General features: G+C 70.2%; 24 protein-coding genes. 18 read left to right on the top strand and 6 right to left on the bottom strand.

The window, feature by feature from the left end; translation table 11 throughout:
• Nucleotides 1–40 precede the first annotated feature (40 nt).
• Nucleotides 41–844 carry an aminoglycoside N(3)-acetyltransferase gene (locus tag OG352_RS10160; protein ID WP_329216155.1) on the bottom strand — a complete coding sequence of 268 codons (804 nt, stop codon included), beginning with the start codon at nucleotides 842–844 and terminating at the stop codon, nucleotides 41–43.
• Between the two features lie 160 nt (nucleotides 845–1,004).
• Here OG352_RS10160 and OG352_RS10155 point away from each other — a divergent pair, with 160 nt between their 5' ends.
• From OG352_RS10155 to OG352_RS10120, 8 genes are read left to right on the top strand one after another with little or no spacing between them, the layout of a single operon-like run.
• A complete protein-coding gene (locus OG352_RS10155) occupies nucleotides 1,005–1,727 on the top strand; it encodes a helix-turn-helix transcriptional regulator (protein WP_329216153.1) in 723 nt (240 codons plus the stop codon).
• Nucleotides 1,724–3,148, top strand: coding sequence for a Fe-S cluster assembly protein SufB (gene sufB / locus OG352_RS10150; RefSeq protein WP_329216151.1), 1,425 nt, complete (start codon nucleotides 1,724–1,726; stop codon nucleotides 3,146–3,148). The genes OG352_RS10155 and sufB overlap by 4 nt, the downstream gene beginning before the upstream one ends.
• A 58-nt stretch (nucleotides 3,149–3,206) precedes the next feature.
• Nucleotides 3,207–4,424: a Fe-S cluster assembly protein SufD gene (gene sufD / locus OG352_RS10145; RefSeq protein WP_329216149.1), complete on the top strand. Its 1,218-nt coding sequence runs from the start codon at nucleotides 3,207–3,209 to the stop codon at nucleotides 4,422–4,424.
• The gene (locus OG352_RS10140; RefSeq protein ID WP_329216147.1) at nucleotides 4,424–4,756 is read left to right on the top strand and encodes a non-heme iron oxygenase ferredoxin subunit; all 333 of its coding nucleotides are present in this window, start codon (nucleotides 4,424–4,426) and stop codon (nucleotides 4,754–4,756) included. Before sufD ends, OG352_RS10140 begins: the two co-directional genes overlap by 1 nt.
• Nucleotides 4,757–4,763: 7 nt before the next feature.
• On the top strand, nucleotides 4,764–5,528 hold the full coding sequence (gene sufC, locus OG352_RS10135; protein WP_329216145.1) for a Fe-S cluster assembly ATPase SufC: 765 nt from the start codon (nucleotides 4,764–4,766) through the stop codon (nucleotides 5,526–5,528).
• The gene (locus OG352_RS10130; RefSeq protein ID WP_329216144.1) at nucleotides 5,525–6,781 is read left to right on the top strand and encodes a cysteine desulfurase; all 1,257 of its coding nucleotides are present in this window, start codon (nucleotides 5,525–5,527) and stop codon (nucleotides 6,779–6,781) included. Before sufC ends, OG352_RS10130 begins: the two co-directional genes overlap by 4 nt.
• A gap of 19 nt (nucleotides 6,782–6,800) precedes the next feature.
• On the top strand, nucleotides 6,801–7,268 hold the full coding sequence (gene sufU / locus OG352_RS10125) for a Fe-S cluster assembly sulfur transfer protein SufU (protein WP_329216143.1): 468 nt from the start codon (nucleotides 6,801–6,803) through the stop codon (nucleotides 7,266–7,268).
• Nucleotides 7,265–7,597, top strand: coding sequence for a metal-sulfur cluster assembly factor (locus tag OG352_RS10120; protein WP_030612912.1), 333 nt, complete (start codon nucleotides 7,265–7,267; stop codon nucleotides 7,595–7,597). Before sufU ends, OG352_RS10120 begins: the two co-directional genes overlap by 4 nt.
• 112 nt (nucleotides 7,598–7,709) lie before the next feature.
• Here OG352_RS10120 and OG352_RS10115 read toward each other — a convergent pair whose 3' ends face one another.
• The gene (locus OG352_RS10115; protein ID WP_329216141.1) at nucleotides 7,710–8,558 is read right to left on the bottom strand and encodes an AbfB domain-containing protein; all 849 of its coding nucleotides are present in this window, start codon (nucleotides 8,556–8,558) and stop codon (nucleotides 7,710–7,712) included.
• 396 nt (nucleotides 8,559–8,954) lie between these two features.
• Between OG352_RS10115 and dapD the strand changes: the two genes are divergently transcribed.
• A complete protein-coding gene (dapD, locus tag OG352_RS10110) occupies nucleotides 8,955–9,944 on the top strand; it encodes a 2,3,4,5-tetrahydropyridine-2,6-dicarboxylate N-succinyltransferase (protein WP_329216140.1) in 990 nt (329 codons plus the stop codon).
• 60 nt (nucleotides 9,945–10,004) lie between these two features.
• On the opposite strand, the gene OG352_RS10105 is transcribed toward dapD, so the two are convergent.
• Nucleotides 10,005–10,508 (bottom strand): hypothetical protein, encoded by a 504-nt coding sequence (locus OG352_RS10105; RefSeq protein WP_329216138.1) that lies wholly within the window; start codon nucleotides 10,506–10,508, stop codon nucleotides 10,005–10,007.
• A gap of 4 nt (nucleotides 10,509–10,512) precedes the next feature.
• On the bottom strand, nucleotides 10,513–11,445 hold the full coding sequence (dapA, locus tag OG352_RS10100; RefSeq protein ID WP_329216136.1) for a 4-hydroxy-tetrahydrodipicolinate synthase: 933 nt from the start codon (nucleotides 11,443–11,445) through the stop codon (nucleotides 10,513–10,515).
• 166 nt (nucleotides 11,446–11,611) lie between these two features.
• On the opposite strand from dapA, the gene OG352_RS10095 reads away from it, so the two are divergent.
• The 3 genes from OG352_RS10095 (at nucleotide 11,612) to OG352_RS10085 (ending at nucleotide 13,425) form a co-directional block, all read left to right on the top strand.
• Entirely contained in the window at nucleotides 11,612–11,890 is a 279-nt protein-coding gene (locus OG352_RS10095; RefSeq protein WP_329216134.1) for a DUF3618 domain-containing protein, read from the top strand.
• A gap of 132 nt (nucleotides 11,891–12,022) precedes the next feature.
• The gene (locus tag OG352_RS10090; protein WP_329216132.1) at nucleotides 12,023–12,661 is read left to right on the top strand and encodes an ArsR/SmtB family transcription factor; all 639 of its coding nucleotides are present in this window, start codon (nucleotides 12,023–12,025) and stop codon (nucleotides 12,659–12,661) included.
• Nucleotides 12,662–12,690: 29 nt separating this feature from the next.
• The gene (locus tag OG352_RS10085; RefSeq protein ID WP_329216130.1) at nucleotides 12,691–13,425 is read left to right on the top strand and encodes an SRPBCC family protein; all 735 of its coding nucleotides are present in this window, start codon (nucleotides 12,691–12,693) and stop codon (nucleotides 13,423–13,425) included.
• A 53-nt stretch (nucleotides 13,426–13,478) separates the two neighbouring features.
• Here OG352_RS10085 and OG352_RS10080 read toward each other — a convergent pair whose 3' ends face one another.
• A complete protein-coding gene (locus OG352_RS10080; RefSeq protein WP_329216128.1) occupies nucleotides 13,479–15,302 on the bottom strand; it encodes an endonuclease/exonuclease/phosphatase family protein in 1,824 nt (607 codons plus the stop codon).
• Between the two features lie 357 nt (nucleotides 15,303–15,659).
• Here OG352_RS10080 and OG352_RS10075 point away from each other — a divergent pair, with 357 nt between their 5' ends.
• The 6 genes from OG352_RS10075 (at nucleotide 15,660) to OG352_RS10050 (ending at nucleotide 23,350) form a co-directional block, all read left to right on the top strand.
• Complete coding sequence (locus OG352_RS10075; RefSeq protein WP_329216126.1) at nucleotides 15,660–17,174, top strand: hypothetical protein; 1,515 nt, start codon at nucleotides 15,660–15,662, stop codon at nucleotides 17,172–17,174.
• Between the two features lie 223 nt (nucleotides 17,175–17,397).
• Nucleotides 17,398–18,885 carry an alkaline phosphatase PhoX gene (locus tag OG352_RS10070; protein ID WP_329216124.1) on the top strand — a complete coding sequence of 496 codons (1,488 nt, stop codon included), beginning with the start codon at nucleotides 17,398–17,400 and terminating at the stop codon, nucleotides 18,883–18,885.
• Nucleotides 18,886–19,239: 354 nt separating this feature from the next.
• Entirely contained in the window at nucleotides 19,240–20,826 is a 1,587-nt protein-coding gene (locus tag OG352_RS10065) for a TROVE domain-containing protein (RefSeq protein WP_329216122.1), read from the top strand.
• An 88-nt stretch (nucleotides 20,827–20,914) separates the two neighbouring features.
• Nucleotides 20,915–21,583 (top strand): GntR family transcriptional regulator, encoded by a 669-nt coding sequence (locus tag OG352_RS10060; RefSeq protein WP_329216120.1) that lies wholly within the window; start codon nucleotides 20,915–20,917, stop codon nucleotides 21,581–21,583.
• A 57-nt stretch (nucleotides 21,584–21,640) separates the two neighbouring features.
• The gene (locus OG352_RS10055) at nucleotides 21,641–22,666 is read left to right on the top strand and encodes a 1-aminocyclopropane-1-carboxylate deaminase (RefSeq protein ID WP_329216119.1); all 1,026 of its coding nucleotides are present in this window, start codon (nucleotides 21,641–21,643) and stop codon (nucleotides 22,664–22,666) included.
• 108 nt (nucleotides 22,667–22,774) lie between these two features.
• Nucleotides 22,775–23,350, top strand: coding sequence for a TetR/AcrR family transcriptional regulator (locus tag OG352_RS10050; RefSeq protein WP_329216117.1), 576 nt, complete (start codon nucleotides 22,775–22,777; stop codon nucleotides 23,348–23,350).
• Between the two features lie 108 nt (nucleotides 23,351–23,458).
• Here the strand turns inward: OG352_RS10050 and OG352_RS10045 are convergent, their stop codons facing one another.
• Entirely contained in the window at nucleotides 23,459–24,685 is a 1,227-nt protein-coding gene (locus tag OG352_RS10045; RefSeq protein ID WP_329223776.1) for a TerD family protein, read from the bottom strand.
• Between the last annotated feature and the right edge of the window lie 40 nt (nucleotides 24,686–24,725).

Here is a 24,725-nt window from a genome sequence, read left to right as displayed (position 1 = left end):
AGAGTCTAGGTTCGCCGGCGGGGGCTCAGACCGGCGGGTGTCAGAACTCCTCGCGGGGCCGGTGCAGCGGCAGCCACCGCTGCGCGTACGCCACGGCGTCCGCGACCGGAAACAGCCGTACGTCGGCCCCGCCCACCTTTCCCCGTACGACATCGCGGTCGCGGTCGCGTTCGAAGTCGTGGCCGAGCTCGTCGAACCGGTCGGCGTCGATCGACACCTCGGTGACGACCTCCCATGCCCCGTCGGGCCCGGGCCTGCCGATCGCGACACGCGGGGCCGGTATCCGGTATTCGGCCAGGTGGAAGCTGGTGCAGGTGGCGTAGCCGGCGCCGAGGAGCAGGACCCGCGCGCCCGCCTGCTCCAGTCGGGCCAGCGGGCTGCGCTCGCCGAGCCGGCAGTCGGGGGCGTGCCCCTCGACGATCTCCGCCGCCCGCGCCCCGAGTGCCGCGAACGAGGTGTGCGGGTGGGCGCTGCGCAGGGCGCCGGGCCAGGTGCGGACGGTCTCCGGGAGCACGCCGACCCCGTGCGTGGGCGTGCGGCGCGGGTCGTAGGCCGGCATGGTGGCGCGGATCGTCTCCCACCACTCCTCGGGTACGGGCGGGTTGGACCACAGGGCCGGGTCGGACAGGTTCCCGGACTGGGTGGGCGCCACGAGTGTGCCGTCCGGGCCGAGCGCGTCGAGCAGCCCCTGGACGACGGCGACCGCGCCGCCGCTGACCCAGCCGAGGGAGCGGAGCGACGCGTGGACGAGGAGCGTCTCGCCGGGGCGGACGCCGAGCGCGCGCAGGTCCTCGGCGAGGGTGGCGCGGGTGACGAGAGGGCCGGTGGGAGGGGGTGTCGGCATGGTCGGGCAGTCTCCCCGAGAAGCGCACGCCGTGCCACCGAATTGATCGATCAAAGATCATTCCCGCAGGTCAGATTAGGTTTACCTAAGTGATGCACCGCACCCGGGGCGGCGAGGACCCGGCTTGCCTGCCCCTGAGGAATTACGCAACAATGGCGTTGTGAAAAACGTTGGCGCGGCCCCGCAGGAGGAGCTCGCGACCGGTGAGCGCTCCACGCGCAACCGTGTCGCGCGGTCCATCCTGGACCACGGCCCGTCGACCGTCACCGAGCTGGCCGGAAGGCTCGGGCTCACCCCCGCCGCCGTCCGCCGCCACCTCGACGCACTGGTCGCCGACGATGTCGTGGAGCCCCGTGAGCAGCGGGTGTACGGAGCGCGGACGCGCGGACGCCCCGCCAAGGTCTTCGTCCTCACCGACTGCGGCCGTGACGCCTTCGACCAGTCCTACGACACGCTCGCCGCGGACGCCCTGCGCTTCATCCAGGAACGCTTCGGCGGGGACGAGGCGGTCGTCGCCTTCGCGCGCGCCAGGATGGCCGGACAGGCCGCCGAGTACCGCAAGGCGGTGGAGGCCGCCGCCCCCGAGGAGCGGACCGAAGCCCTCGCCAAGGCCCTGAGCGCGGACGGGTACGCTGCCACGGCGCGCAGCGCACCGGTCGGCGAGCAGCTGTGCCAGCACCACTGCCCCGTCGCCCACGTCGCGGAAGAGTTCCCGCAGCTCTGCGAGGCGGAGACCGAGGTCTTCTCCCAGCTGCTGGGCACGCACGTCCAGCGGCTGGCGACCATCGCCCACGGCGACGGCGTGTGCACGACGTTCATCCCCAGAGTTTCCACAGCCAACCACCACGCATCCGCAAGCACCGCCGGGAGGAACCCCGCATGACGCTCCCCATCGAGGAGACCGCCCACCCCGAGCTCGAGGGTCTGGGCACGTACGAATACGGCTGGGCCGACTCCGACGTGGCCGGTGCCTCTGCCAAGCGCGGCATCAACGAGGACGTCGTCCGCGACATCTCCGGCAAGAAGTCCGAGCCGGAGTGGATGACCAAGCTCCGCCTCAAGGGCCTGCGCCTGTTCGAGAAGAAGCCCATGCCGAACTGGGGCTCGGACCTCTCCGGCATCGACTTCGACAACATCAAGTACTTCGTGCGTTCCACGGAGAAGCAGGCGGAGTCCTGGGAGGACCTGCCCGAGGACATCAAGAACACGTACGACAAGCTCGGCATCCCGGAGGCGGAGAAGCAGCGCCTCGTCGCCGGCGTCGCCGCGCAGTACGAGTCCGAGGTCGTCTACCACCAGATCAACGAGGAGCTGGAGGCGCAGGGTGTCATCTTCATGGACACCGACACGGCGCTGAAGGAGCACCCGGAGCTCTTCAAGGAGTACTTCGGCACGGTCATCCCGGTCGGCGACAACAAGTTCGCGTCGCTGAACACCGCGGTGTGGTCCGGCGGCTCGTTCATCTACGTCCCCAAGGGCGTGCACGTCGAGATCCCGCTCCAGGCCTACTTCCGTATCAACACGGAGAACATGGGCCAGTTCGAGCGGACGCTGATCATCGTCGACGAGGGCGCCTACGTCCACTACGTCGAGGGTTGTACGGCGCCGATCTACTCCTCGGACTCCCTGCACTCCGCGGTGGTCGAGATCATCGTGAAGAAGGGCGCCCGCTGCCGCTACACGACCATCCAGAACTGGTCGAACAACGTCTACAACCTGGTCACCAAGCGCGCCGTGGCGTACGAGGGCGCGACCATGGAGTGGATCGACGGCAACATCGGCTCCAAGGTGACGATGAAGTACCCGGCCGTCTACCTGATGGGCGAGCACGCCAAGGGAGAGACCCTCTCCATCGCCTTCGCGGGCGAGGGCCAGCACCAGGACGCCGGCTCCAAGATGGTCCACATGGCGCCGAACACCTCCTCCAACATCGTCTCCAAGTCGGTGGCGCGCGGCGGCGGTCGTACGTCCTACCGCGGTCTCGTCGAGATCGGCGAGGGCGCCCACGGCTCCAAGTCGAACGTGCTGTGCGACGCGCTGCTCGTCGACACCATCTCCCGCTCCGACACGTACCCCTACGTGGACGTTCGTGAGGACGACGTGTCCATGGGCCACGAGGCCACCGTCTCCAAGGTCTCCGACGACCAGCTCTTCTACCTGATGAGCCGTGGTCTGAGCGAGTTCGAGGCGATGGCGATGATCGTGCGCGGCTTCGTCGAGCCCATCGCGAAGGAGCTGCCCATGGAGTACGCCCTCGAGCTCAACCGGCTGATCGAGCTCCAGATGGAAGGCGCGGTCGGCTAACCGCCAACCGCCCCACCCATCAAGCCACTCACGCAAGAAAGCGAGCAGACCGACAGCCATGGCTGAGGCTCAGAACTCCCCCACCCTCGAATCCGCTCGGGCGGGGGGACCCCCACCCGCGGGCTCGACCACCGCGGGCCAGATCGCGGTGGCCGCCGAGTCGACCGTCGCCACGCGCATGAGCGCGCCCCCGTCCTTCGACGTGGCGGACTTCCCGGTCCCCCACGGCCGCGAGGAGGAGTGGCGGTTCACGCCGCTGGAGCGGCTGCGCGGGCTGCACGACGGCACCGCCGCCGCGACCGACGGCGCCGTCAAGGTCGCCGTCGAGGCCCCCGAGGGCGTCACCGTCGAACTCGTCGACCGTGACGACGCCCGGCTCGGCAGGGCCGGCACCCCCGTGGACCGGGTCGCCGCCCAGGCGTACTCCGCGTTCGAGAAGGCCGGCGTGATCACCGTCCCCAAGGACATGGTGCTCACCGAGCCGATCCGCGTCGCGGTGCACGGCGAGGGCGGGGTGTCCTACGCCCACCAGGTGATCGAGCTGGGCGCCTTCGCCGAGGCCGTCGTCGTCCTCGACCACACCGGTGACGCCGTCGTCGCCGCCAACGTCGAATACGTCCTCGGGGACGGCGCGAAGCTGACCGTCGTCTCCATCCAGGACTGGGACGACAAGGCCGTGCACGTGGCCCAGCACAACACCCTCATCGGGCGCGACGCGAGCTTCAAGTCGGTCGTCGTGACCTTCGGCGGCGACCTCGTCCGCCTCCACCCGCGCGTGACGTACGCCGGCCCCGGCGGCGAGGCCGAACTGCTCGGCCTGTACTTCACGGACGCCGGCCAGCACCAGGAGCACCGCCTGCTGGTCGACCACAACGTCCCGCACTGCAAGTCCAACGTCGTCTACAAGGGCGCGCTGCAGGGCGAGGCCGCGCACGCGGTGTGGATCGGCGACGTGCTCATCGAGGCCGCCGCCGAGGGCACCGACACCTACGAGATGAACCGCAACCTGGTGCTGACCGACGGCGCCCGGGTCGACTCCGTGCCGAACCTGGAGATCGAGACCGGCGAGATCGTCGGCGCCGGCCACGCCTCCGCCACCGGCCGCTTCGACGACGAGCAGCTCTTCTACCTGATGGCCCGCGGCATCCCGGCTGACGAGGCCCGTCGCCTCGTGGTGCGCGGCTTCTTCGCCGAACTGGTCCAGCAGATCGGTGTCGACGACATCGAGGAGCGCCTGCTCGCCAGGATCGAGACCGAGCTGGGGGCCACCGTCTGATGGCCGACGACCGTGCTCGATTCATTCGAGCCTGCGGGCTGAGCGAGCTCGAGGAGGACACCCCGAGGCGGGTGGAACTCGACGGCACGCCGGTCTCGGTCGTCCGTACCGAGGGGGAGGTGTTCGCCATCCACGACATCTGCTCGCACGCGAACGTCTCGCTCTCCGAGGGCGAGGTGGAGGACTGCCAGATCGAGTGCTGGCTGCACGGCTCCAGCTTCGACCTGCGCACCGGCAAGCCGTCCGGCCTTCCCGCGACGCGCCCCGTCCCCGTATATCCCGTAAAGATCGAAGGGGACGACGTGCTCGTCTCCCTCACCCAGGAGTCCTGAGGCACCCATGGCAACGCTTGAAATCCACGACCTGCACGTCACCGTCGAGGCCGACAACGCCACGAAGGAGATCCTCAAGGGCGTCGACCTGACCGTGAAGCAGGGCGAGACGCACGCCATCATGGGCCCCAACGGCTCCGGCAAGTCGACCCTCGCCTACTCGCTCGCGGGCCACCCCAAGTACACGATCACCAGCGGCACCGTCACCCTCGACGGCGAAAACGTCCTGGAGATGTCCGTCGACGAGCGCGCCCGCGCGGGCCTGTTCCTGGCGATGCAGTACCCGGTCGAGATCCCCGGCGTCTCGGTCTCCAACTTCCTGCGCACCTCCGCCACCGCCGTCCGCGGCGAGGCCCCCAAGCTCCGCACCTGGGTGAAGGAGGTCAAGGAGGCCATGCAGCGCCTCCACATGGACCCCGCCTTCGCCGAGCGCAACGTCAACGAGGGCTTCTCCGGCGGCGAGAAGAAGCGCCACGAGATCCTCCAGCTCGAGCTGCTGCGGCCGAAGGTCGCGATCCTCGACGAGACGGACTCCGGTCTGGACGTCGACGCCCTGCGCATCGTCTCCGAGGGCGTCAACCGCGTCCGCGAGACCGGCGAGGTCGGCACCCTGCTGATCACGCACTACACGCGCATCCTCCGCTACATCAAGCCCGACTTCGTGCACGTCTTCTCCGACGGCCGGATCGCCGAGTCCGGCGGCGCCGAACTCGCCGACAAGCTGGAGAACGAGGGCTACGAGGCTTACACGAAGGGTGGCGTATCAGCGTGACGCAGCTGCCGGGCCTCCTCGACACCGAGGCGATCCGCAAGGACTTCCCGATCCTGGACCGACAGATCCACGACGGCAAGAAGCTCGTGTACCTGGACAACGCGGCGACCTCGCAGAAGCCGCGCCAGGTGCTGGACGCCCTGAACGAGTACTACGAGCGCTACAACGCCAACGTCCACCGCGGTGTGCATGTGCTCGCCGAGGAGGCCACGGCGCTGTACGAGGGCGCGCGCGACAAGGTCGCGACGTTCATCAACGCGCCCAGCCGCGACGAGGTCATCTTCACCAAGAACGCCTCCGAGTCGCTGAACCTCGTGGCGAACATGCTGGGCTGGGCCGACGAGCCCTACCGCGTGGACCACGAGACCGAGATCGTCATCACGGAGATGGAGCACCACTCCAACATCGTGCCGTGGCAACTGCTGTCGCAGCGCACGGGCGCGAAGCTGAAGTGGTTCGGCCTGACCGACGACGGCCGGCTCGACCTGTCGAACATAGACGAGGTCATCACCGAGAAGACGAAGATCGTCTCCTTCGTGCTGGTGTCCAACATCCTGGGCACGGTCAACCCGGTCGAGAAGATCGTGCGCCGCGCGCAGGAGGTCGGGGCCCTGGTCCTGATCGACGCCTCGCAGGCCGCGCCGCACATGCCGCTGGACGTACAGGCCCTCCAGGCCGACTTCGTGGCCTTCACCGGCCACAAGATGTGCGGCCCGACCGGCATCGGCGTCCTCTGGGGCCGCCAGGAGCTGCTGGAGGACCTTCCCCCGTTCCTCGGCGGCGGCGAGATGATCGAGACGGTGTCGATGCACTCGTCGACGTACGCCCCGGCACCCCACAAGTTCGAGGCGGGCACCCCGCCGATCGCCCAGGCGGTGGGCCTGGGAGCGGCGATCGACTACCTCTCCGCGATCGGCATGGACAAGGTCCTCGCCCATGAGCACGCGCTCACCGAGTACGCGGTGAAGCGGCTCACCGAGGTCCCCGACCTGCGGATCATCGGCCCGTCGACGGCCGAGGACCGGGGGGCGGCGATCTCCTTCACGCTCGGCGACATCCACCCGCACGACGTGGGCCAGGTGCTGGACGAGCAGGGCATCGCGGTCCGCGTCGGCCACCACTGCGCCCGCCCGGTCTGCCTGCGGTACGGAATTCCCGCGACCACGCGAGCGTCGTTCTATCTGTACTCCACGCCGGCCGAGATCGACGCTCTGGTCGACGGACTGGAGCACGTACGGAACTTCTTCGGCTGAGGGGTTGGCGAGGGATCGCATGAAGCTGGACTCGATGTACCAGGAAGTCATCCTGGACCACTACAAGCACCCGCACGGGCGTGGTCTGCGCGATGGCGACGCCGAGGTGCACCACGTGAACCCGACCTGCGGCGACGAGATCACCCTGCGTGTGAAGTACGACGGCACGAAGATCGAGGACGTCAGCTACGAGGGCCAGGGCTGCTCCATCAGCCAGGCGTCGGCCTCCGTGCTGAACGACCTCCTCGTCGGCAAGGATCTCGCCGAGGCGCAGAAGATCCAGGAGACCTTCCTGGAGCTGATGCAGTCCAAGGGGAAGATCGAGCCCGACGACGCGATGGAGGAGGTGCTGGAGGACGCGGTCGCGTTCGCCGGCGTCTCCAAGTACCCGGCCCGGGTGAAGTGCGCGCTGCTGAGCTGGATGGCGTGGAAGGATGCGACGGTCCAGGCCCTGGGCTCGGACGCCGCCGAAAGGAAGACGGCATGAGCGAGACCATTGAGATGAAGCCGGCCTCGGAGGAAGAGGTCCGCGAGGCGCTGTACGACGTCGTCGACCCCGAACTGGGCATCGACGTCGTCAACCTCGGGCTGATCTACGGCATTCACATCGACGACGCGAACATCGCGACGATCGACATGACCCTGACGTCGGCGGCCTGCCCGCTGACGGACGTCATCGAGGACCAGGCGAAGTCCGCCACGGACGGCCTGGTCAACGAGCTGCGGATCAACTGGGTCTGGATGCCGCCGTGGGGCCCGGACAAGATCACGGACGACGGCCGCGAGCAGCTTCGGGCGCTCGGGTTCAACGTCTGAGAGCTGCCGTCCGGCGGAAGCACAGGAAAGCGGCGAGGTCCCTGGGGACCTCGCCGCTTTCCTGCGTTTCAGAGTTGCCGGGTGTTTCAGAGTGTCAGGGCTTCCGAGCTTCCTACGACAGTGCGTTGACGACCCGGAACGCCGAGTCGGAGGCGTACTGGCTGTCGTACTGGTACGGGTCCAGGCGGAGCTGGAAGTCCTTGTGCCGCAGGTACCGGCCGGGGTAGTTCACCGACTCCAGCATGACCGCGCCGGAGAAGCCGGAGGCGCGGGAGCAGAAGGTGGCGTCCTTCTTGAAGACGGCCTTGCCGTCGTTGCGGTCGGCGCGCAGCACGAAGTTGTAGTGACGCAGATAGCTGCCGCCGGCCGTGACGAAGGAGTAACAGGAGCTGTCCGCCAGGCCCTTGACCACGGTGAAGGTGGAGTCCGCACGGGACTCCGAGCCGCGCACCGGGTCGAGTTTCACCAGGCCGCCACTCACATGCCAGTAGCGGTCCGGGTAGTTGACCGAGCGGACCGACCGCTTGTAGCTGGTCGGCTTGGGTCGGGTGGGCTTCTTCGTCGGTGACGCGGAGGGCTTGGCCGGGGTGTGCGGAGCCGAACTGCCCTGCGGCCTGGGGGAGGAGGGGGCCTGCGGCGACGCGGACACGGACGCGGATGCGGGCGTGCCCTTGTCGTCCCCCTCGGGTGTCGTCGACGGGGTCGGAGAGGGGGTGGCGAACGAGATCAGGCCGCCGCCCGCCGTCTCGTCGTCCGACAGCGTCTGTCCCTCACGGGCTTCTGTCTTCTTGTCAACGGGCTTGTCGTTGAGGGCGATTGCGGTCACGCACGCCAAGACGGTGGCGACGGCGAGGCCGCCGGCCAACCAGAGGCGCCGTGTTCCGGGTGCCCGGGAGGTGTCCGGGGCCCAGCCGTTCTCCCAGCGTTGGTCCTGGGACGGCCGGGACTTGTTTTCTGGCATGCGCTGTTCCTCCAGCGGCACCCCTGGCGGCTGCCGCGGCTGCGATGGCCCGGTGTGTGAACGGTGAAACAGTAGTGGAACCTGTGGCCCGCGTTCATCCGTTTGGGCGAGGGCTTTCCATAACGCTTTCGAATCCGCGACTCATGTGTGCTGCTATGCGTGTATACGCATCGTTGGGGCCCGGATGCTCACCGGCGGTCGGATCTCGTGGCTTTCGTGCTGCGCGAGGTCCCCGTGGCTCTCGTGGCTCTCGTGGTTCTCGAGGTTCCTGTGATCTCGGGTGCTCCTGAGGGGAACGTGCGAGGCCGGCGGGGGCCTGCGGGGCCCCCGGCTCGCTCCCTGAGACACCGCTGTGTGGGTTGGCCTCCGCGCCCTCCCGCCGGTTAGGTTTCCCTCATGACCGACACGACTGTCCCCCGCACCACCGGCGCCGCGGCCGCCGGCCTCGCCACGATCGCCGCCGACGGCACCGTTCTCGACACCTGGTTCCCCGCGCCCGCGCTCCTCGCGGAGCCCGGCCCGTCCGGCACCGAGCGGCTGTCCGCCGAGAAGGCCGTGGAACTGCTCGGCGAGGGCGCGGCGAAGGCGATCGGTCCGGACGCCCGGCGGGGCGTCGAGGTGGTCGCGGTCCGCACGGTCATCGCCTCGCTCGACGACAAGCCGCTCGACGCGCACGACGTCTACCTGCGCCTGCACCTGCTCTCGCACCGGCTCGTGAAGCCGCATGGGCAGAGCCTGGACGGCATGTTCGGCCACCTCGCCAACGTCGCCTGGACCTCGCTCGGCCCGGTCGCCGTCGACGCCGTCGAGCAGGTCCGCCTGAACGCCCGCGCGGAGGGCCTGCACCTCCAGGTCACCTCCATCGACAAGTTCCCGCGCATGACGGACTACGTCGCCCCGAAGGGCGTCCGGATCGCCGACGCCGACCGGGTCCGCCTCGGCGCGCACCTCGCCGAGGGCACCACGGTCATGCATGAGGGCTTCGTCAACTTCAACGCGGGCACGCTCGGCACGTCGATGGTCGAGGGCCGCATCTCCGCGGGCGTCATCGTCGGCGACGGCTCGGACATCGGCGGCGGCGCGTCCACGATGGGCACGCTGTCCGGCGGCGGCAACGTGATCATCTCCATCGGCGAGCGCTGCCTCATCGGCGCCGAGGCGGGCGTCGGCATCGCGCTGGGCGACGAGTGCGTCGTCGAGGCCGGCCTCTACGTCACCGCGGGCACCCGGATCACCATGCCCGACGGCCAGATCGTCAAGGCCCGCGAACTCTCCGGCGCCTCGAACATCCTCTTCCGCCGCAACTCGGTCACCGGCGCGGTCGAGGCCCGCCCGAACAACGCGGTCTGGGGCGGCCTGAACGAGATCCTGCACAGCCACAACTGACACCGAACGCCCAGCCCGTATGACGGAGCGCCCTCCCGCTGCCCGCGGAAGGGCGCTCCGTCATACGGGCAGCGTCGCCGCGAACTCCGCCAGTGCCGTGAAGTCCTCGTCCCGCAGGCCGATGCGTGGGTTCACGTGGTGCAGGAGGGCCGGGGCGGGGTGGTGGGCGGTGACGTATGCCGTGTCGGCGGGGGACTGTTCGTCGTCCACCCAGACGAAGGGGCGGCCCGCCGCGTGGGTGACGATCGTTTCCGTCTTCCAGTGGACGCCGTCGGGGCGGTGGGCGAAGAGCGCCGCGCCGAAGTCGACGTACGGGAGTTCGGGCAGGCCCACCACGGGTGCGATCCAGCGGTTGGCCTCGGCCATCCACGTCGTGGCCCAGCACAGGTCGTAAGGGAGGCGGAGCAGCGCTGCGCCGTGTCCGGGGTGCAGCCAGACTCGCAGCGGTCGCTCACGGCCCACGTCCGCCCTGATCGTCGTATAGCCCGCCGGCCGCTGCGTGGGCTTGGCGGCGTAGGGGTTCAGGGGGCCGTCGACGTCGAGGTAGAGCAGCGGTCGGCTCATCCGTTCACCGTACGGCAGCGTGGGGGCGCGGGGGTGTGACGAGTCGTTCGTAGGCCGCGCGCAGGTTGGCGGCCGTCGTCCGGTCGGCGGGGCGTAGCGGTGCTCGGACCGGGCCGGACGGTAGGTTCAGGTCGCTCAGGAGGGCCTTGGTGGTGACGGTGCCGGGCAGGCCCGAGGCCATCATCAACTCCACCAGTTCCGTGGCCCGTTGCTGGAGGCGGGCGGCTTCGGTCGTCTCGCCCGCGTCGAATGTGTCCAGGACGGCGCGGAGTTGGGCCGGGACCACGTTCGCGACCGTGCTGACGTAGCCCGCCGCGCCTACGGCGTAGAGCGCGAGGTTGTGTTCGTCGCAGCCCGCGTAGTACGCCAACTCGGTGCGGGAAAGCACCTTTTGGGTGCCGAGGAAGTCGTAGGAGCAGTCCTTGACGGCGACGATCCGGGGGTGCTCGGCGAGTCGGAGCAACGTGTCGGGCTCGATGCGGGTGCCGGTGCGGCCGGGGATGTCGTACAGCATGACGGGCAGCCCGGACGCGTCCGCGACCTCCCGGAAGTGTGCCTCCAGGGCGTCCTGCGGGAGCCTGCTGTAGTACGGGCTGACGACGAGGACGCCGTCCGCTCCGGCCTTCTCGGCGGCGCGGGTGAGGTCGAGGGTGTGCCGGGTGTCGAAGGTGCCCACGCCCGTGACGATCGAGGCCCGCCCGCCCACCGCCTCCCGTACCGCCGCCACCAGCTCCGCCTTCTCGGCGTCCGTGGTGGTCGGCGACTCACCCGTCGTACCGGACAGCACCAGCCCGTCGCACCCGGCCGCCACCAGTCGCTCGGCGAGCCGCTGCGCACCGTCGAGATCGAGCCCGCCGGAGCCGGTGAAGGGCGTGATCATCGCGCAGAGGGCGCGTCCGAAGGGGGAGGGCGGGAGCGGGGGAGGGGTTGTCGTCATGGGGGTAGTGTCGGCCCGGTCATCGAGAAGCTCCACTTAATTTTTGTGCATGGTATTGATAAGGAGTGCTTACGGGTTGTGCTTGGGGGTGTGCGGGTAGTGCAGGTCCGCCGGGGTACCCGGGTGTTCCGGACGGATGGACGGGGGCCAGGGAAAGGGCGCACCGATGACGGACAGGACAGTGGCGGATCTGCGTCGGCAGATCGAGCACACCAGGCACCAACTGGGGGCCACGGTCGAGGAGTTGGCTGCCAAGGCGGACGTGCGCGGTCGCACCGGGGCCCGCGCCGCCGACCTCATGGACCGCGCCGGCGCGATGACCGTGCAACTGCGCAGCACGGCGCGCCATCCGCGGCCGATCGTGATCGCGGGTGCGACGGGCGTGGCGGTGGGTGTGGCGCTCGTGGTGGCGTGGGTGCTCGGGAAGCGGCGGAGCGGGTGTTGAGCGCGGTGGGGCGGTGGTAGCCCGCTCGTTGCTCGCTGCCCTGTCCCTCCGGTAGCCCCTCCCCGGTAGTCCCCCCTCGCCGAACACTTGATTCCCCTGGACAAAAAAAGTTTTCGGTGAGACGGTGGCTGCATGTTGGACGTCACCGTGATCGAGGACCCCGAGGCCGCAGCCGTCTCGCTGGACCCCATACGGGCCAGGCTGCTCGCCGAGCTGGCGGCCGGACCCGCATCGGCCGCGATGCTGGCCGGCAAGGTCGGGCTGCCCCGGCAGAAGGTGAACTACCACCTCAAGGCGCTGGAGCGGCACGGGCTGGTGGAGCTGGCCGGCGAGCGCCGTAAGGGGAATGTCACCGAGCGGCTGATGCGGGCGACCGCCGCGTCGTACGTGATCTCACCGCTCGCGCTCGCCGCCGTGCAGCCTGATCCGGACCGCTTCCGGGACCAGCTCTCGGCGCGCTGGCTGCTCGCGCTCGGCGCTCGGCTGGTGCGCGACGTCGGCTCGCTGATCACCGGTGCCGCGAAGGCCCGCAAGGGGCTGGCGACGTACGCGCTGGACGGCGAAGTGCGTTTCGCCTCGGCCGCGGACCGGGCCGCGTTCATCCAGGAGCTGACGGCGGGGGTCGGCGCTCTGATCCACAAGTACGACGCCCCCGACGCCGAGGGTGGCCGCGATCACCGGATCGTCATCGCCGTCCACCCCACGCTCAAGCAGCCGCAGGACCCCGAAGAACCCGTACGCCCCATGAACCCCGAACTCGCCGAGTCGTAAGACCACTTGCCCAGTTGAGGAGCGCAGCCATGTCCAAGGAATTCGAGATCGCCCGCGAGTTCGAGGTCGACGCCACTCCGGAGGAGGTGTGGGAGGCGGTCACGAACGGCACCGGGGGATACCTGTGGCCGATGGAGGCACCGGAGCCCCGGGTGGGCGGCAAGGCGGCGTTCGGGTCGACGGTCACCGCCTGGGACCCGCCGCACCACCTCACCATCCGCAGCGAGGACGTCGGCTTCTCCGTCCAGAGCCTGAACCAGCTCGAGCATGTCATCGAGTCGCGCGACGGCGGCCGGCGCGCCTGGGTGCGGTACGTGCACAGCGGGATCTTCACCGACGACTGGGACAACCAGTACGACGGGGCGAGCAAGCACACGGACTTCTACCTGCACACCCTGCGCGAGTACCTCACGCACTTCGCGCCCCGCCCCGTCACGTTCGCCCAACTCGACGGAGGCGAGGCGTCCGTCACGCCCACCGCGCTCACCGCGGTCGGGCAGGCCCTGGGGCTGGCGGACGACACGGCGACCGGCACCCGCGTCGCGGTGCGCGGCCCGCAGGACTTCGATGCCGTACTCGACTACCTCGACCCGTACTTCATCGGCCTGCGCACTGAGGACGCCCTCGTGCGGATCTTCGGACGCAACCACTGGGGCGCGCCGGTCGGCGTCAGCGTCCACGACTTCGCCGCGGACGCCGACGCCAAGGCGAACGAGACCGCCTGGCAGGGCTGGCTGAACGCAGTGTTCAGCCAGCACAGTTGACAGACCTCCAGCTCCAGCTACAGCTACAGCTACAGCTACAGCTGCAACGGCGGCTACGGCTCGAAGCGCAGTACCTGCGGGTCGTGGTCGCTGATCTGGTCGTGGAACTCCGAGTTGATGTGCACGCTGTCGTACTTGAAGTCGCCGCACCGGATCGACGGGCTCACCAGGATCTGGTCCAGGACCTGCTGGTTGCCCTGGTAGTCGTAGGTGTAACGCTCGTTCTTGGGCAGCGACTTGATCGCCGACCACAGCGCGCCGTCGCTCTCCAGGATCTGCGCGGTGCCGGAGAACTCGAAGTCGTTGATGTCGCCCAGGGCGATGACGTCCGCGTTCTTCTGCACGTCCAGGATGTTCTTGACGAACGCGTTGACCAGCGTCGCCTGTTGGTGGCGCTGGATCTCCGAGCTGCGCACCACCGGCTGGTACTGCGCGGTCAGACCCTGGTCGCCGCCCTTGGAGTTGAAGTGGTTGGCGATCACGAAGACCGTGCGGCCACGGAAGACGAACTCGCCGGCCAGCGGCTTGCGGCTGGAGTTCCAGGCGGTGTTGGCCGGGTCGATCCGGCCGGGCGAGGCGGTGAGCTGCGCCTTGCCGTGCACCTTGGTGACGCCGACGGCGGTGGTCGCGTCGCCGCCCGCACGGTCGGTGAAGGACACCCGCTCGGGGTTGAACAGGAACACCTGACGGATGTTTCCGCCCGGCTCGCCGCCGTCGGTGTTGTTGACCGGGTCGATCGAGCGCCACTCGTACGTCGGGCCGCCCGCGGCCACGATCGCGTCGATCAGCTTGTTCACGGTGACGTCGGCGGCGGTCGTGCCGTCGTTCGTCGCGCCGTTGTCGTCCTGGATCTCCTCCAGGGACACGATGTCGGGCGACTTCAGGTTGTGCACGATCGCGGAGGCGTGCTCCTCGAACGTGGGGTCGGACGGGTCGAGGTTCTCGACGTTGTACGTCGCGACCGCGAGTTCGCCCTTCTTCTGCTTCTTCGTCGTCTCCCGCTTCAGCCCGTCGCTCTTGAGCGTGCCGAGTTGGCTCGCGACGAGCGTGTAGCCGCCGAACTGGTTGTAGTCCAGCGGGCCGGACGTGACGCCGGTGAGCTTGTCGCCGACGTTCGCGACGGGGAAGTCCGCCGTCGCGCCCAGCGACTGGATCTGCAGCCGGCCGGTGTTCTGCGAGGTGTACGAGCCGTACAGGGCGCCACCGCGGCGGCTGGTGTTCTCGTGCGGCTTCACCGTGACCCACAGCTCGCTGTACGGGTCGGTGGCGGTCACCACGCGCGCGTCAGAGACCCGGACGTTCATGCCCTCCAGGGACTCGTAGTAGTCCAGGGCGTACTTCTTGGGCCGCAGGGTGAGCGCGTTGATCGAGTTGCTCGCGACGGTGTCGCCGGCCGGCGTGTACGCGCCCGGGACCGACTTCGCGTTCACGACGGTCGCGGCCGGAACCGCGTTGCCGCTCGACACGACCGTCACCGTCGGCTTGGTGATCTCGGTGATCGACTGGTTGCCCGTCGAGGCGCCGCCCGGGACGAACTCCGAGACCGTGCCGGTGACCGTGACGGAGTCGCCGACGGCGACCTTCGGGGCGGAGCTGGTGAAGACGAAGACGCCCTCACTGGTGGCCGGGTCGGCGTCCGGGTTCGGATCCTGGATCCAGAACCCCTTGGACGAGCCGTAGGTGCGGACGCCGGTGACGATTCCGGCCACACCCGTGACCGCCTTGCCGGCGTACGGCGATATCCGGGTCGTGCCCTGGATGTCGTGAATGGCCACGGTGTCCGCCTGCGCGGGCACGGTGAGGGCGACGGTGGAGGCCGCGGAACAGACGGCGGCGACGGTGAGCGCGGCGAGGCGCGCGGACTTCTTGCTCGGCAACGGAATCCCTCCGGGGACGTACGTGAGCGCCGGGACCAGGGTGGAAACAAGGGTGGAGACGGGGGGAGATCAGGGGTGGAGACGAGGGTGGAACGAGGGTCGGGCAGGTGATGAGGGGCCGCGACCGGTGGGGCGGAGCGCGACGCGCGTAGAAAATACGGTGAACAGGTGTCCAGTGGATTTCTACGCGCGTCAATCTCCTGCCTGGTCAGGCCACTTGTCAAGGTTTCAGCCATGTACGCAGCCCGACGGGTAGATGAACCGGGCGGCATGGGTCCATATCCGTCTAGGCTGAGTGGCCCAGTGCCCGTGCCCCCGGCGGGCCGGTGGCACCCCGCGCCCGAGGAGAACCAGCCGATGTCAGACAGCTCCCCCCTGCCGCCGGTGCGGCTGCACCCCGAAGCGGAGCTGGCGCGCGACGCCCTGTCCACGCCGTTGCTCTCCCGGGCCGCCCTGCTGGCCCGCTGGGCCGGTCCCGGCACCCGGGTCGACCCCGGCGGCCAGCTCGTAGAGGAGCAGTTGGCGGCCGCCGCCGAGGCGCTCGGACTGGCCGGGGACGACGCGGCGGCCGAGGCGAGCGAGGCGTGGCGGCTCGCCATGGACACCGGGCTCGTGGAGGTCGTCGACGAGCAGGCCGACACCGTCGCGACCGGCGAGGACCTGGCGCTGCTCACCGGCGGCTCCCCGCACGACGTCCTCGCCGTCTGGCTCGGCGCCCTGGAGTCCGTGATCGCGGATGCGGCCGTGCCCGACCTCGACGCGCTGATCGACGTCATGGACGAGGGCGGCGCGGTCGACTTCTCCAAGCTGGACTGGGATCCGGAGGCCGAGGCCGAGTTCCTCGACGGTGTGCTCGGCAACCTCTACCTGCTGACCGCCAGCGAGGACGGCCCCGGCGACGCCCCCGTCCCGCTCCCCGCGCTCGCCGCCTCGATGATCATCCCCGGCGACATGGACGAGCCCACCAACGACGTCCTGGAGCAGGTCTCCGACGCGATGATGCGGCTCGACGAACAGTTCCGGCTGCTGGACCCGATCGGCCTCGTCGTCTACCAGCCCGTCGACGAGGCGCTGTTGGGGGACCTGGACGTGGACGGGGATGCGGAAGGGGACGTGGAAGAGGGGCCGGGCGAAGCGGCGGTCGAGGGGACGGGTGCGGGGACGGGCGCAGTGGCGGAGGAGCCCGTCGTCCCGGTCGACGAGGCCGACGTCTCCCGCTACGGCATGGTGCGCCTCACCCCGCTCGGCCTGTACGGGCTGCGGGCCCGGCTGCTGGAGTCCGGCTTCGCGGCCCCGGCCGTCGGGGACCTCGCCGACAAGGGCGCCGACGCCCTCTTCGACGGCAGCGCCGGCTACGGCCCGCGCGCCGCCCTCGCCGAGACCGAGCAGTGGCTCGCCCGCCGTGAACCCCTCGCCGCCGCACAGGAGTTGCTGGCCGCCGCCCGCGGCTCGGACCCCGGCGCCCCGCTGCGCCGACTGCGCTGCCAGCAGGCCCTGTCCCTCCTCGGCGCGCAGGCCGAACCCGCCGTGCGCACCGTTCTCGACGATGCCGAACTCGGCGGCCTCGCCCGCGTATGGCTGAGCGAACTCGGCGCGACGGACATCCCCGCCCCCTCCGAGGACCTGGTCTTCTGGCTCACCATCGACACCCTGGCCGCGCAGCTCGCCGCCGAGGGCAACTCCGAGGAACTGCAGGCGCTCGTCGAGGGGTTGGCCCAGCAGCACAGCGGTTTCTTCGCGGCGGCCTGGCGCGTCGACCACCCGGCGACCCCGGACGTCCTGGAGGCGATGGGACGCCTGCACCCGGACAAGCGCATCGCGAAGGAAGCACGCAAGGCGGCGTTCAAGGCACGGTCGCAGCAGGGCGGTTGACGTTTCCCGGGTTCTTTCGGGGAGGGGGCTTCTTCGGACTCCCGTGGGGACTTGGGAGTTTGAGGGGGGGCTTGGGGCTTTCGTGGCCTGATCCGTACGGGCTCATGGAAGCGGGTCCATTGAAGTCGCTCCCCGTTCAACTCCCGTTCAGGCATGCGCGGGACGGTGTCGCCGAACCGAGGTCCGTCCCACTCCACGGCACTTCCGAGTCTCAGGAGACACCATGTCGCTCACCCGCAGGGACTTCGCCAGGCAATCCGCGATCACCGGTGCCGGGGTCGCACTGGCGGGCAGCGTAGGCGCCCTCGCCACCGCGCCGAACGCCCTCGCGTCCACGGACGTCGAGCCTGCGGACGTCGAGTCTGCGGCAGGCGCAGCGGACGGATCGCGGGAGCCGTCGGCGGCGGCCGGGCATCACGGGGTCGGCTACGGGCCGTTGCTCGCCGACCCCGACGGCATCCTCGCGCTGCCCGCCGGCTTCACGTACCGCGTCATCACCCACAGCGGGAAGACCACGCTGGAGTCCGGCGAGATCACCCCGTCCAACCACGACGGCACCGCCGCCTTCCGCGGACCGCGCGGCGCGACCCTCCTCGTCAACAACCACGAGCTGAAGGGCCCGCGGTCGAGCTGGCAGTACCCGGTCCCGCTCACCGAGGGCCTCGTCTACGACCCGGCGGCCTCCGGCGGCTGCACGGTCGTCGAGGTGCGCCCCGGCGGCCGGGTCGCCGAGTGGGTCGGCATCGCCGGCACCTCCACCAACTGCGCGGGCGGCAGCACCCCTTGGGACACCTGGCTCACCTGCGAGGAGACCGAGGACAAGGCCGGCCAGAACGGCATGACCAAGGACCACGGCTACGTCTTCGAGGTCGACCCCGCCGACCGTCGCGCCAACCGGAACCCCAAGCCCGTCAAGGCGCTGGGCCGGTACGCCCACGAGGCCGTCGTCATCGACCCCAGGCGCGGCCACGCCTACCTCACCGAGGACGCCTCCGGCCCCAACGGCCTGCTCTACCGCTGGACCCCGCCGGCGGGCTTCCACCACGGGCGCGGCAAGCTGCGCACCCTCGCCGACGACGCCGGCGTCCTGGAGGCCTTCAAGTGCTTCGACTCCGGCGGCAAGTTCGTCGACGACCTGTCCCGCGCCACGAAGATCGGCACGGTGTACGGCGTGGACTGGGTGACCGTCCCCGACCGCGACGCGAAGACCGTCCCCGTCCGCAAGCAGTTCGCCGCCGGCCAGGTCACCCGCGCCCGCAAACTGGAGGGCATGTGGTGGGCCGACGGCGGCACCTACATCGTCTCCTCGTACGCCCGTGAGGAGAGCCCCGGCGCACAACACGACGGCGCCGTCTGGTTCTACGACCCCAAGCGCCGCACCCTCACCCTGAAGGTGCTGCTCGGCGTGAACCCCGACCCGTCCGCCGACGGCGCGTTCGACGGCCCCGACAACATCACGGTCTCCCCCTACGGCGGCCTCGTCATCGCCGAGGACGGCGAGGGCGTCCAGCACCTGTTCGGCGCCACCGACAGCGGCCGCACCTACCCCATCGCCCGCAATGAACTCAACATCGGCACCGAAGAGAAGCCGGAATACAGCGAGTTCACCGGTGTCACCTTCTCCCCCGACGGCCACACCCTGTTCGCCAACATCCAGACACCGGGCATCATGCTCGCGATCACGGGGCCTTGGAAGCGGCAGAAGCGGTAAGCGATGAGTCGTCATTAATTCGCTCGCCCGCGCGATGCCGCGCCTCCTACAGTGAGATCACGAACAGCGCACCTCCCGGTGCGAAGGCAGCGGCTACTTCTCTTCCAAAGAATCCAGCGCCGCCGCCGACTTGATCTCGGGAGGCGCAGCATACGGTGGGTGCCCGGTGCGCAGGCAACGGTTACTTCATCGGATCGGACGGTCGCGGGTTCGAGTCCCGTCATCGACTTCAGGTCGGTGTAGCTCAGTTGGGTAGAGCATCTGGCTTAGTCCGTCGCCGACTCCCGATCTCGGGCACCTTCCCTCTGCTGCGCCTCCCTTTCGGAATCACCATGAATTCGGGGGGAATTCAGCATGGCGCGCTTCAACACCCGTACCGCCAAGGCGCAGCCCACCTCGCCCGTGACCACCACGGGCCGGGTGCTCCGTACGCACCAGGGCGGCCGAGGCCATGAGCGGGACGCCCGCTCCGAGCTCTTCCTGCTGGCGATCGCCAACTTCGTCTCCCAGCAGACCTTTTACGAGTCCGGCGCCGATCGCGACGACCGTTTCGCGAACCTCGTGCGCGAACTCGCCGTCAGCGACCCGTCCTGGACGGCCGGCCTGCTCGGCTGGCTGCGCGGCGAGGGCAACCTCCGTACCGCCGCGATCGTCGGCGCCGCCGAGTACGTACACGCGCGTCTGGCGGCGGGCGCCACGGACGGTCCCTCGAACCGGCAGGTCGTGGACTCCGTGCTGCGGCGTCCCGACGAGCCCGGCGAGCTGCTCGCGTACTGGACGGCGACGTACGGCCGTAACGTCCCCAAGCCCGTCAAGCGCGGGGTCGCCGACGCCGTACGGCGGCTCTACGGCGGCAGGTCGCTGCTGAAGTACGACACCGCGTCCAAGGGCTACCGCTTCGGCGACATCCTCAACGTGGTGCACGCGGCGCCGGACCCGGACAAGCCGTGGCAGGGCGAGTTGTTCCAGTACGCCCTGGACCGCCGGCACAACCCGGACACCGCCGTGCCGCCCGCCTCCAACCGTGTCCTGACCGCGCACCGCGAGCTGATGGCGCTGCCGGTGGGGGAGCGGCGCGCGGTGGTGACGTCGGAGGGCGGGGCCGAGCGGCTGGCGGCGGCCGGGATGACGTGGGAGGCGCTCGCGGGCTGGCTGCAGGGGCCGATGGACAACGCGGCCTGGGAGGCCGTGATTCCGTCCATGGGGTCGATGGCATTGCTCCGAAATCTGCGCAATTTCGACGAGGCCGGCGTCTCGGACGAGGTGGCCGCGCAGGTGGCGGCGAAGATCAGCGATCCCGCCGAGGTCGCGCGCTCGCGGCAGTTCCCCTTCCGCTACCTCGCCGCGTACCGGCACGCGCCCTCGCTGCGCTGGGCGTACCCGCTGGAGCAGGCGCTCGGACACTCGCTGGCCAACGTGCCCGCGCTGCCCGGCCGCACGCTGGTGCTCGTCGATCGCTCGGGCTCGATGTTCTACTCCCGGCTGTCGGACCGCTCCGAGCTCAACAGGGCCGACGCGGCGGCGATCTTCGGCACGGCGCTCGCGCTGCGGGCGGCCGACGCGGACCTCGTCGAGTTCGGCACCATGAGCAAGCGACTGGAGACCGGCGCGGGCGAGTCGGTGCTCAAGATCCTGGAGCGCTTCGGCGACCTGGGCGGCACCGACACCACCTCGGCGATCCGCGCGCACTACCGGGGGCAGGACCGCGTCCTGATCATCACCGACGAGCAGTACGCCTTCAGCCACCACGGCGACCCGACCGACCAGGTCCCGGCGAATGTGCCGGTCTACACCTGGAACCTGGCCGGGTACCGCGTGGGCCACGGCCCGTCGGGGAAGGCGAACCGGCACACCTTCGGCGGGCTCTCGGACGCGGCTTTCCGGATGGTGCCGCTGCTGGAAGCCACCCGGGACGCCGACTGGCCGTGGGCCGTCCGATAGGGCGTCTGCTCACTCGGGTGGGTCCGGGTTGGTTCGAGGTGGGTTCGGGGCTTGTTCGCGGGGCGGCCGATATCTAACATTTCAGTTTGTGGAGCCTCTACGACCCGTCCGCCGCACCCTTCTGCGGGACCGCGCCTACGAGACCATCCGGGACGCCATCGTCGCCGGGGACATCGCACCCGGTGCGGTGGTGCGCGACGCCGAACTCGCGGAGCGGCTCGGGCTGTCCCGGGCGCCGGTGCGGGAGGCGTTCTCGCGGCTGGTGGACGAAGGGCTGCTGGAGAGCAAGCCGCAGAGCTACACGCGGGTGACCCCGGTCGTGGCCGGCGACGTACGGGACGCGGCGGCCGTGGTCGGGGCGATGCACGAGCTGGCCACCCGGGTCGCGGTGCCCCGGCTGTTCGCGGCGGACGTCGAGGCGATGCGCACGGCCAACGAACGCTTCACGGCCGCAGTCACCGCCGGCGACGTCGACGCCGCGCTGCGCGCCGACGACGAGCTGCACGACATCCTCGTCCGGGCCGCCGGCAACCGCGCGGCCGCCGCCACCATCGCCCGCTACACCCCGCTCATCCGGCGGCTGGAGCGACGGCGCTTCGGTGAGGGCGGCACCTGCCGTTCGGCCGGACTGCACGGACGGCTGATCGAGGCCTGCGCCGACGGTGACGCGACCGAGGCGGTCCGTGTCACGGCGGAGATCTGGCGCACGCTGGCCGAACTCGCCGATCTGGTCGACCTGGCCGACGATGCCGGCTGAGGCGAACCGGCTGAGGCGAACCGGCTGAGGCGAACCCGACTGAGCCAAGGAGGCTCCATGGCCGTGAAGTCCCTCTCCTCGTACGCGCGTTACCCCCTCCTCTTCGGGCCCTCGCCCGTCCACCCGCTGGAACGGCTCACCGCCCACCTCGGCGGCGCCGCCCTCTGGGCCAAGCGGGAGGACTGCAACTCCGGGATCGCGTACGGCGGGAACAAGACGCGCAAGCTGGAGTACCTGGTCGCCGACGCGCTCGCGCAGGGGTGCGACACGCTCGTGTCGATCGGCGGGGTGCAGTCCAACCACACCCGTCAGGTCGCGGCCTGCGCCGCCCGCGCCGGGCTCAAGTGCGTTCTGGTGCAGGAGAGTTGGGTGGAGTGGCCCGACTCCGTGTACGACAAGGTCGGCAACATCCTGATCAGCCGGCTCGCCGGAGCGGACGTACGGCTCGTCCGGGCCGGGTTCGGGATCGGCTTCAAGGAGAGCTGGGAGCTGGCGCTCAGGGAGGTCGAGGAGTCGGGCGGGAAGCCGTACGCCATCCCGGCCGGGGCCTCCGACCATCCGCTCGGCGGGCTCGGGTTCGCCGGGTGGGCGTACGAAGTCGCCGAGCAGGAGCGGCAGTCGGGCGTCTTCTTCGACACCGTGATCGTGTGTTCCGTGACCGGGTCCACCCAGGCCGGCATGGTCGCCGGGTTCGCGGCGCTGGAGGAGGCGGGCGGGCGGCCCCGGCGCGTCATCGGGATCGACGCCTCCGCCAGGCCCGCCGAGACCCGCGAGCAGATCGCCCGCATCGCGCACGGCGCCGGTCAACTGATCGGTGTGGGGCGGGAGTTGACCGTCGAGGACGTCGAACTCGACGAGCGCTACCACGCCGGTGTCTACGGAGTCCCGGACGGGACGACCCTGGAGGCGATGCGGCTCGCCGCGCGGACCGAGGGCATGGTCACCGACCCCGTCTACGAGGGGAAGTCGATGGCCGGGCTCGTCGACCTGGTCGCCCGCGGCGAGATCGGCCGCGCCGCCACCGTGCTGTACGCGCACCTGGGCGGGCAGCCCGCGCTGAACGCGTACAGCGCCCTGTTCTAGACGCCACCCTGTTCCAGACACCGCCCGCGACCGCGTGCCCCGTCTGGTGTCGCCGCGTGATGTGGTGGAACATGCGGGCAGCACGACGTCGGCGCGAGGAGTAACTGGATGACGCAGGTCAGGCCCATGCGCGCGGACGCTCGCCGCAACTACGAGCGCTTGCTGAAGGCGGCGGCGGAGGCCTTCGCCGAGCATGGGGAGGGCGCCTCCCTCGACGACATCGCCAAGCGCGCGGGCGTCGGATCCGGCACGCTGTACCGGCACTTCCCGACCCGTCAGGCGCTGCTGGAGGCGGCCTACCTCGACCGGATCGAGGCGCTCGCCGCGCGGGCCGACGAACTCGGCGGGGAACTCCCGCCGGGCGAGGCGCTGGTGGCCTGGCTCAACGAGCTGTGCGTCGGCACGATCCAGGTCCGCGGCCTGAAGTCACTGCTGGGCTCCGCCGTCACGGACGGCGGCGCGGCCGCGGTCACCGCCTGCGGCAGCAGCATGAAGGACGCGGCGGCCCGGCTGGTGGGGGCGGCGCAGCGGGAGGGGACCCTGCGGGCGGACGTCGAGCCGATCGACGTACTGCGCCTCGCGCACGGGGTGGCGACGGCGTCGGAGCTGGCGAAGGGCGACAGCGGTGCCATCCGCCGGTATGTGTCGCTGCTGACGGAGGGCCTGCGGCCGCCCGCGCGGTGACGGCTGCGGGCGCCCCCTTGGTGGCGGGCGCCCGGCAGCGGAACGTCTACATGCGTCGGGGACGTCTACTGGCGTCGGGGACGTCTACGGGCGACGACGGCGACGCGGCTACAGGGCCTGGGCGCCCGGCTTCACCATGTTCCGCACCGTACGGGCCTTCACGAAGTCGCCCATGGCCGTCATCTCCCACTCACCGGAGAACTGCCGGATGAGCTTGGCCATCAGCACGCCCGTCTGCGGTTCGGCGCCGGTGAGGTCGAAGCGGACGAGTTCCTCGCCGGTCGCGGCGTCCAGCAGGCGGCAGTACGCCTTGGCGACCTCCGTGAACTTCTGGCCGGAGAACGAGTTCACCGTGAAGACCAGACCGGACACCTCCTGCGGGAGACGGCCGAGGTCGACGACGATCACCTCGTCGTCGCCCCCGCCCTCGCCGGTGAGGTTGTCCCCGGAGTGCTTGATCGCGCCGTTCACGATGGAGAGCTTGCCGAAGTAGCAGCTGTCGATGTGGTTGCGCTGGGGGCCGTAGGCGATGACCGATGCGTCCAGGTCGATGTCCTTGCCGCGGAACGCGGGCTCCCAGCCGAGGCCCATCTTGACCTGCGAGAGCAGCGGCTGCCCGCCCTTGACGAGGGAGACGGTCTGGTTCTTCTGGAGGCTGACGCGCCCCTTGTCGAGGTTGATCTTCCCGGTGCCCGGCGCGGCGGCGGGCGGGGCCGGGGGAGCGGCGGGCGGCGCGGGAGCGGCGAGGCGCGGGTCCACGGGCGGGGCCGAGGGCGCCACCGGGGTCCGCATCGTCGGCGTGGGCGGGGCGACCGGCTGGGCCTGGGCTGCGGCCGGTGCCGGTTCCTCCACCGTCACGCCGAAGTCGGTGGCGATGCCGGCCAGGCCGTTGGCGTAGCCCTGGCCGACCGCGCGGGCCTTCCAGGCGCCGTTCCTGAGGTAGATCTCCACGACCACCAGCGCCGTCTCGCCGCCGAGCTGCGGGGGCGTGAAGGTGGCCAGGACGCTGTTGTCGTCCGCGCCGCGGATCGTCGCCGTCGGTTCGACGCCCTGGAACGTCTGGCCCGCGCCGTCCGGGCTCGCGGTGATGACGATCTTCTCGATGCCGGGCGGGAGCGCGGCCGTGTCGACGACGATCGCGTCGGGCGCCGTACCCCCGCCGGTGCGGTACGTGACACCGGGGCCGCTGGGCTGGTTGTAGAAGATGAAGTCGTCGTCGGAGCGCACCTTGCCGTCTGCGGTGAGCAGCAGGCCCGAAACGTCGAGCCGCACCGGGGCGGCGACGTCCACCGTCACGCGCGCGACGGGGAGAGGGATGTTCGAGCCGGGGGTCATAGCTGTCATGCCGGGTGAACGAACGGCATCACTTTGCCGT

It is taken from the genome of Streptomyces sp. NBC_01485 (genome assembly GCF_036227125.1).
Lineage (GTDB): Bacteria > Actinomycetota > Actinomycetes > Streptomycetales > Streptomycetaceae > Streptomyces.
This window is presented reverse-complemented; position numbering and strand designations above follow the sequence as displayed.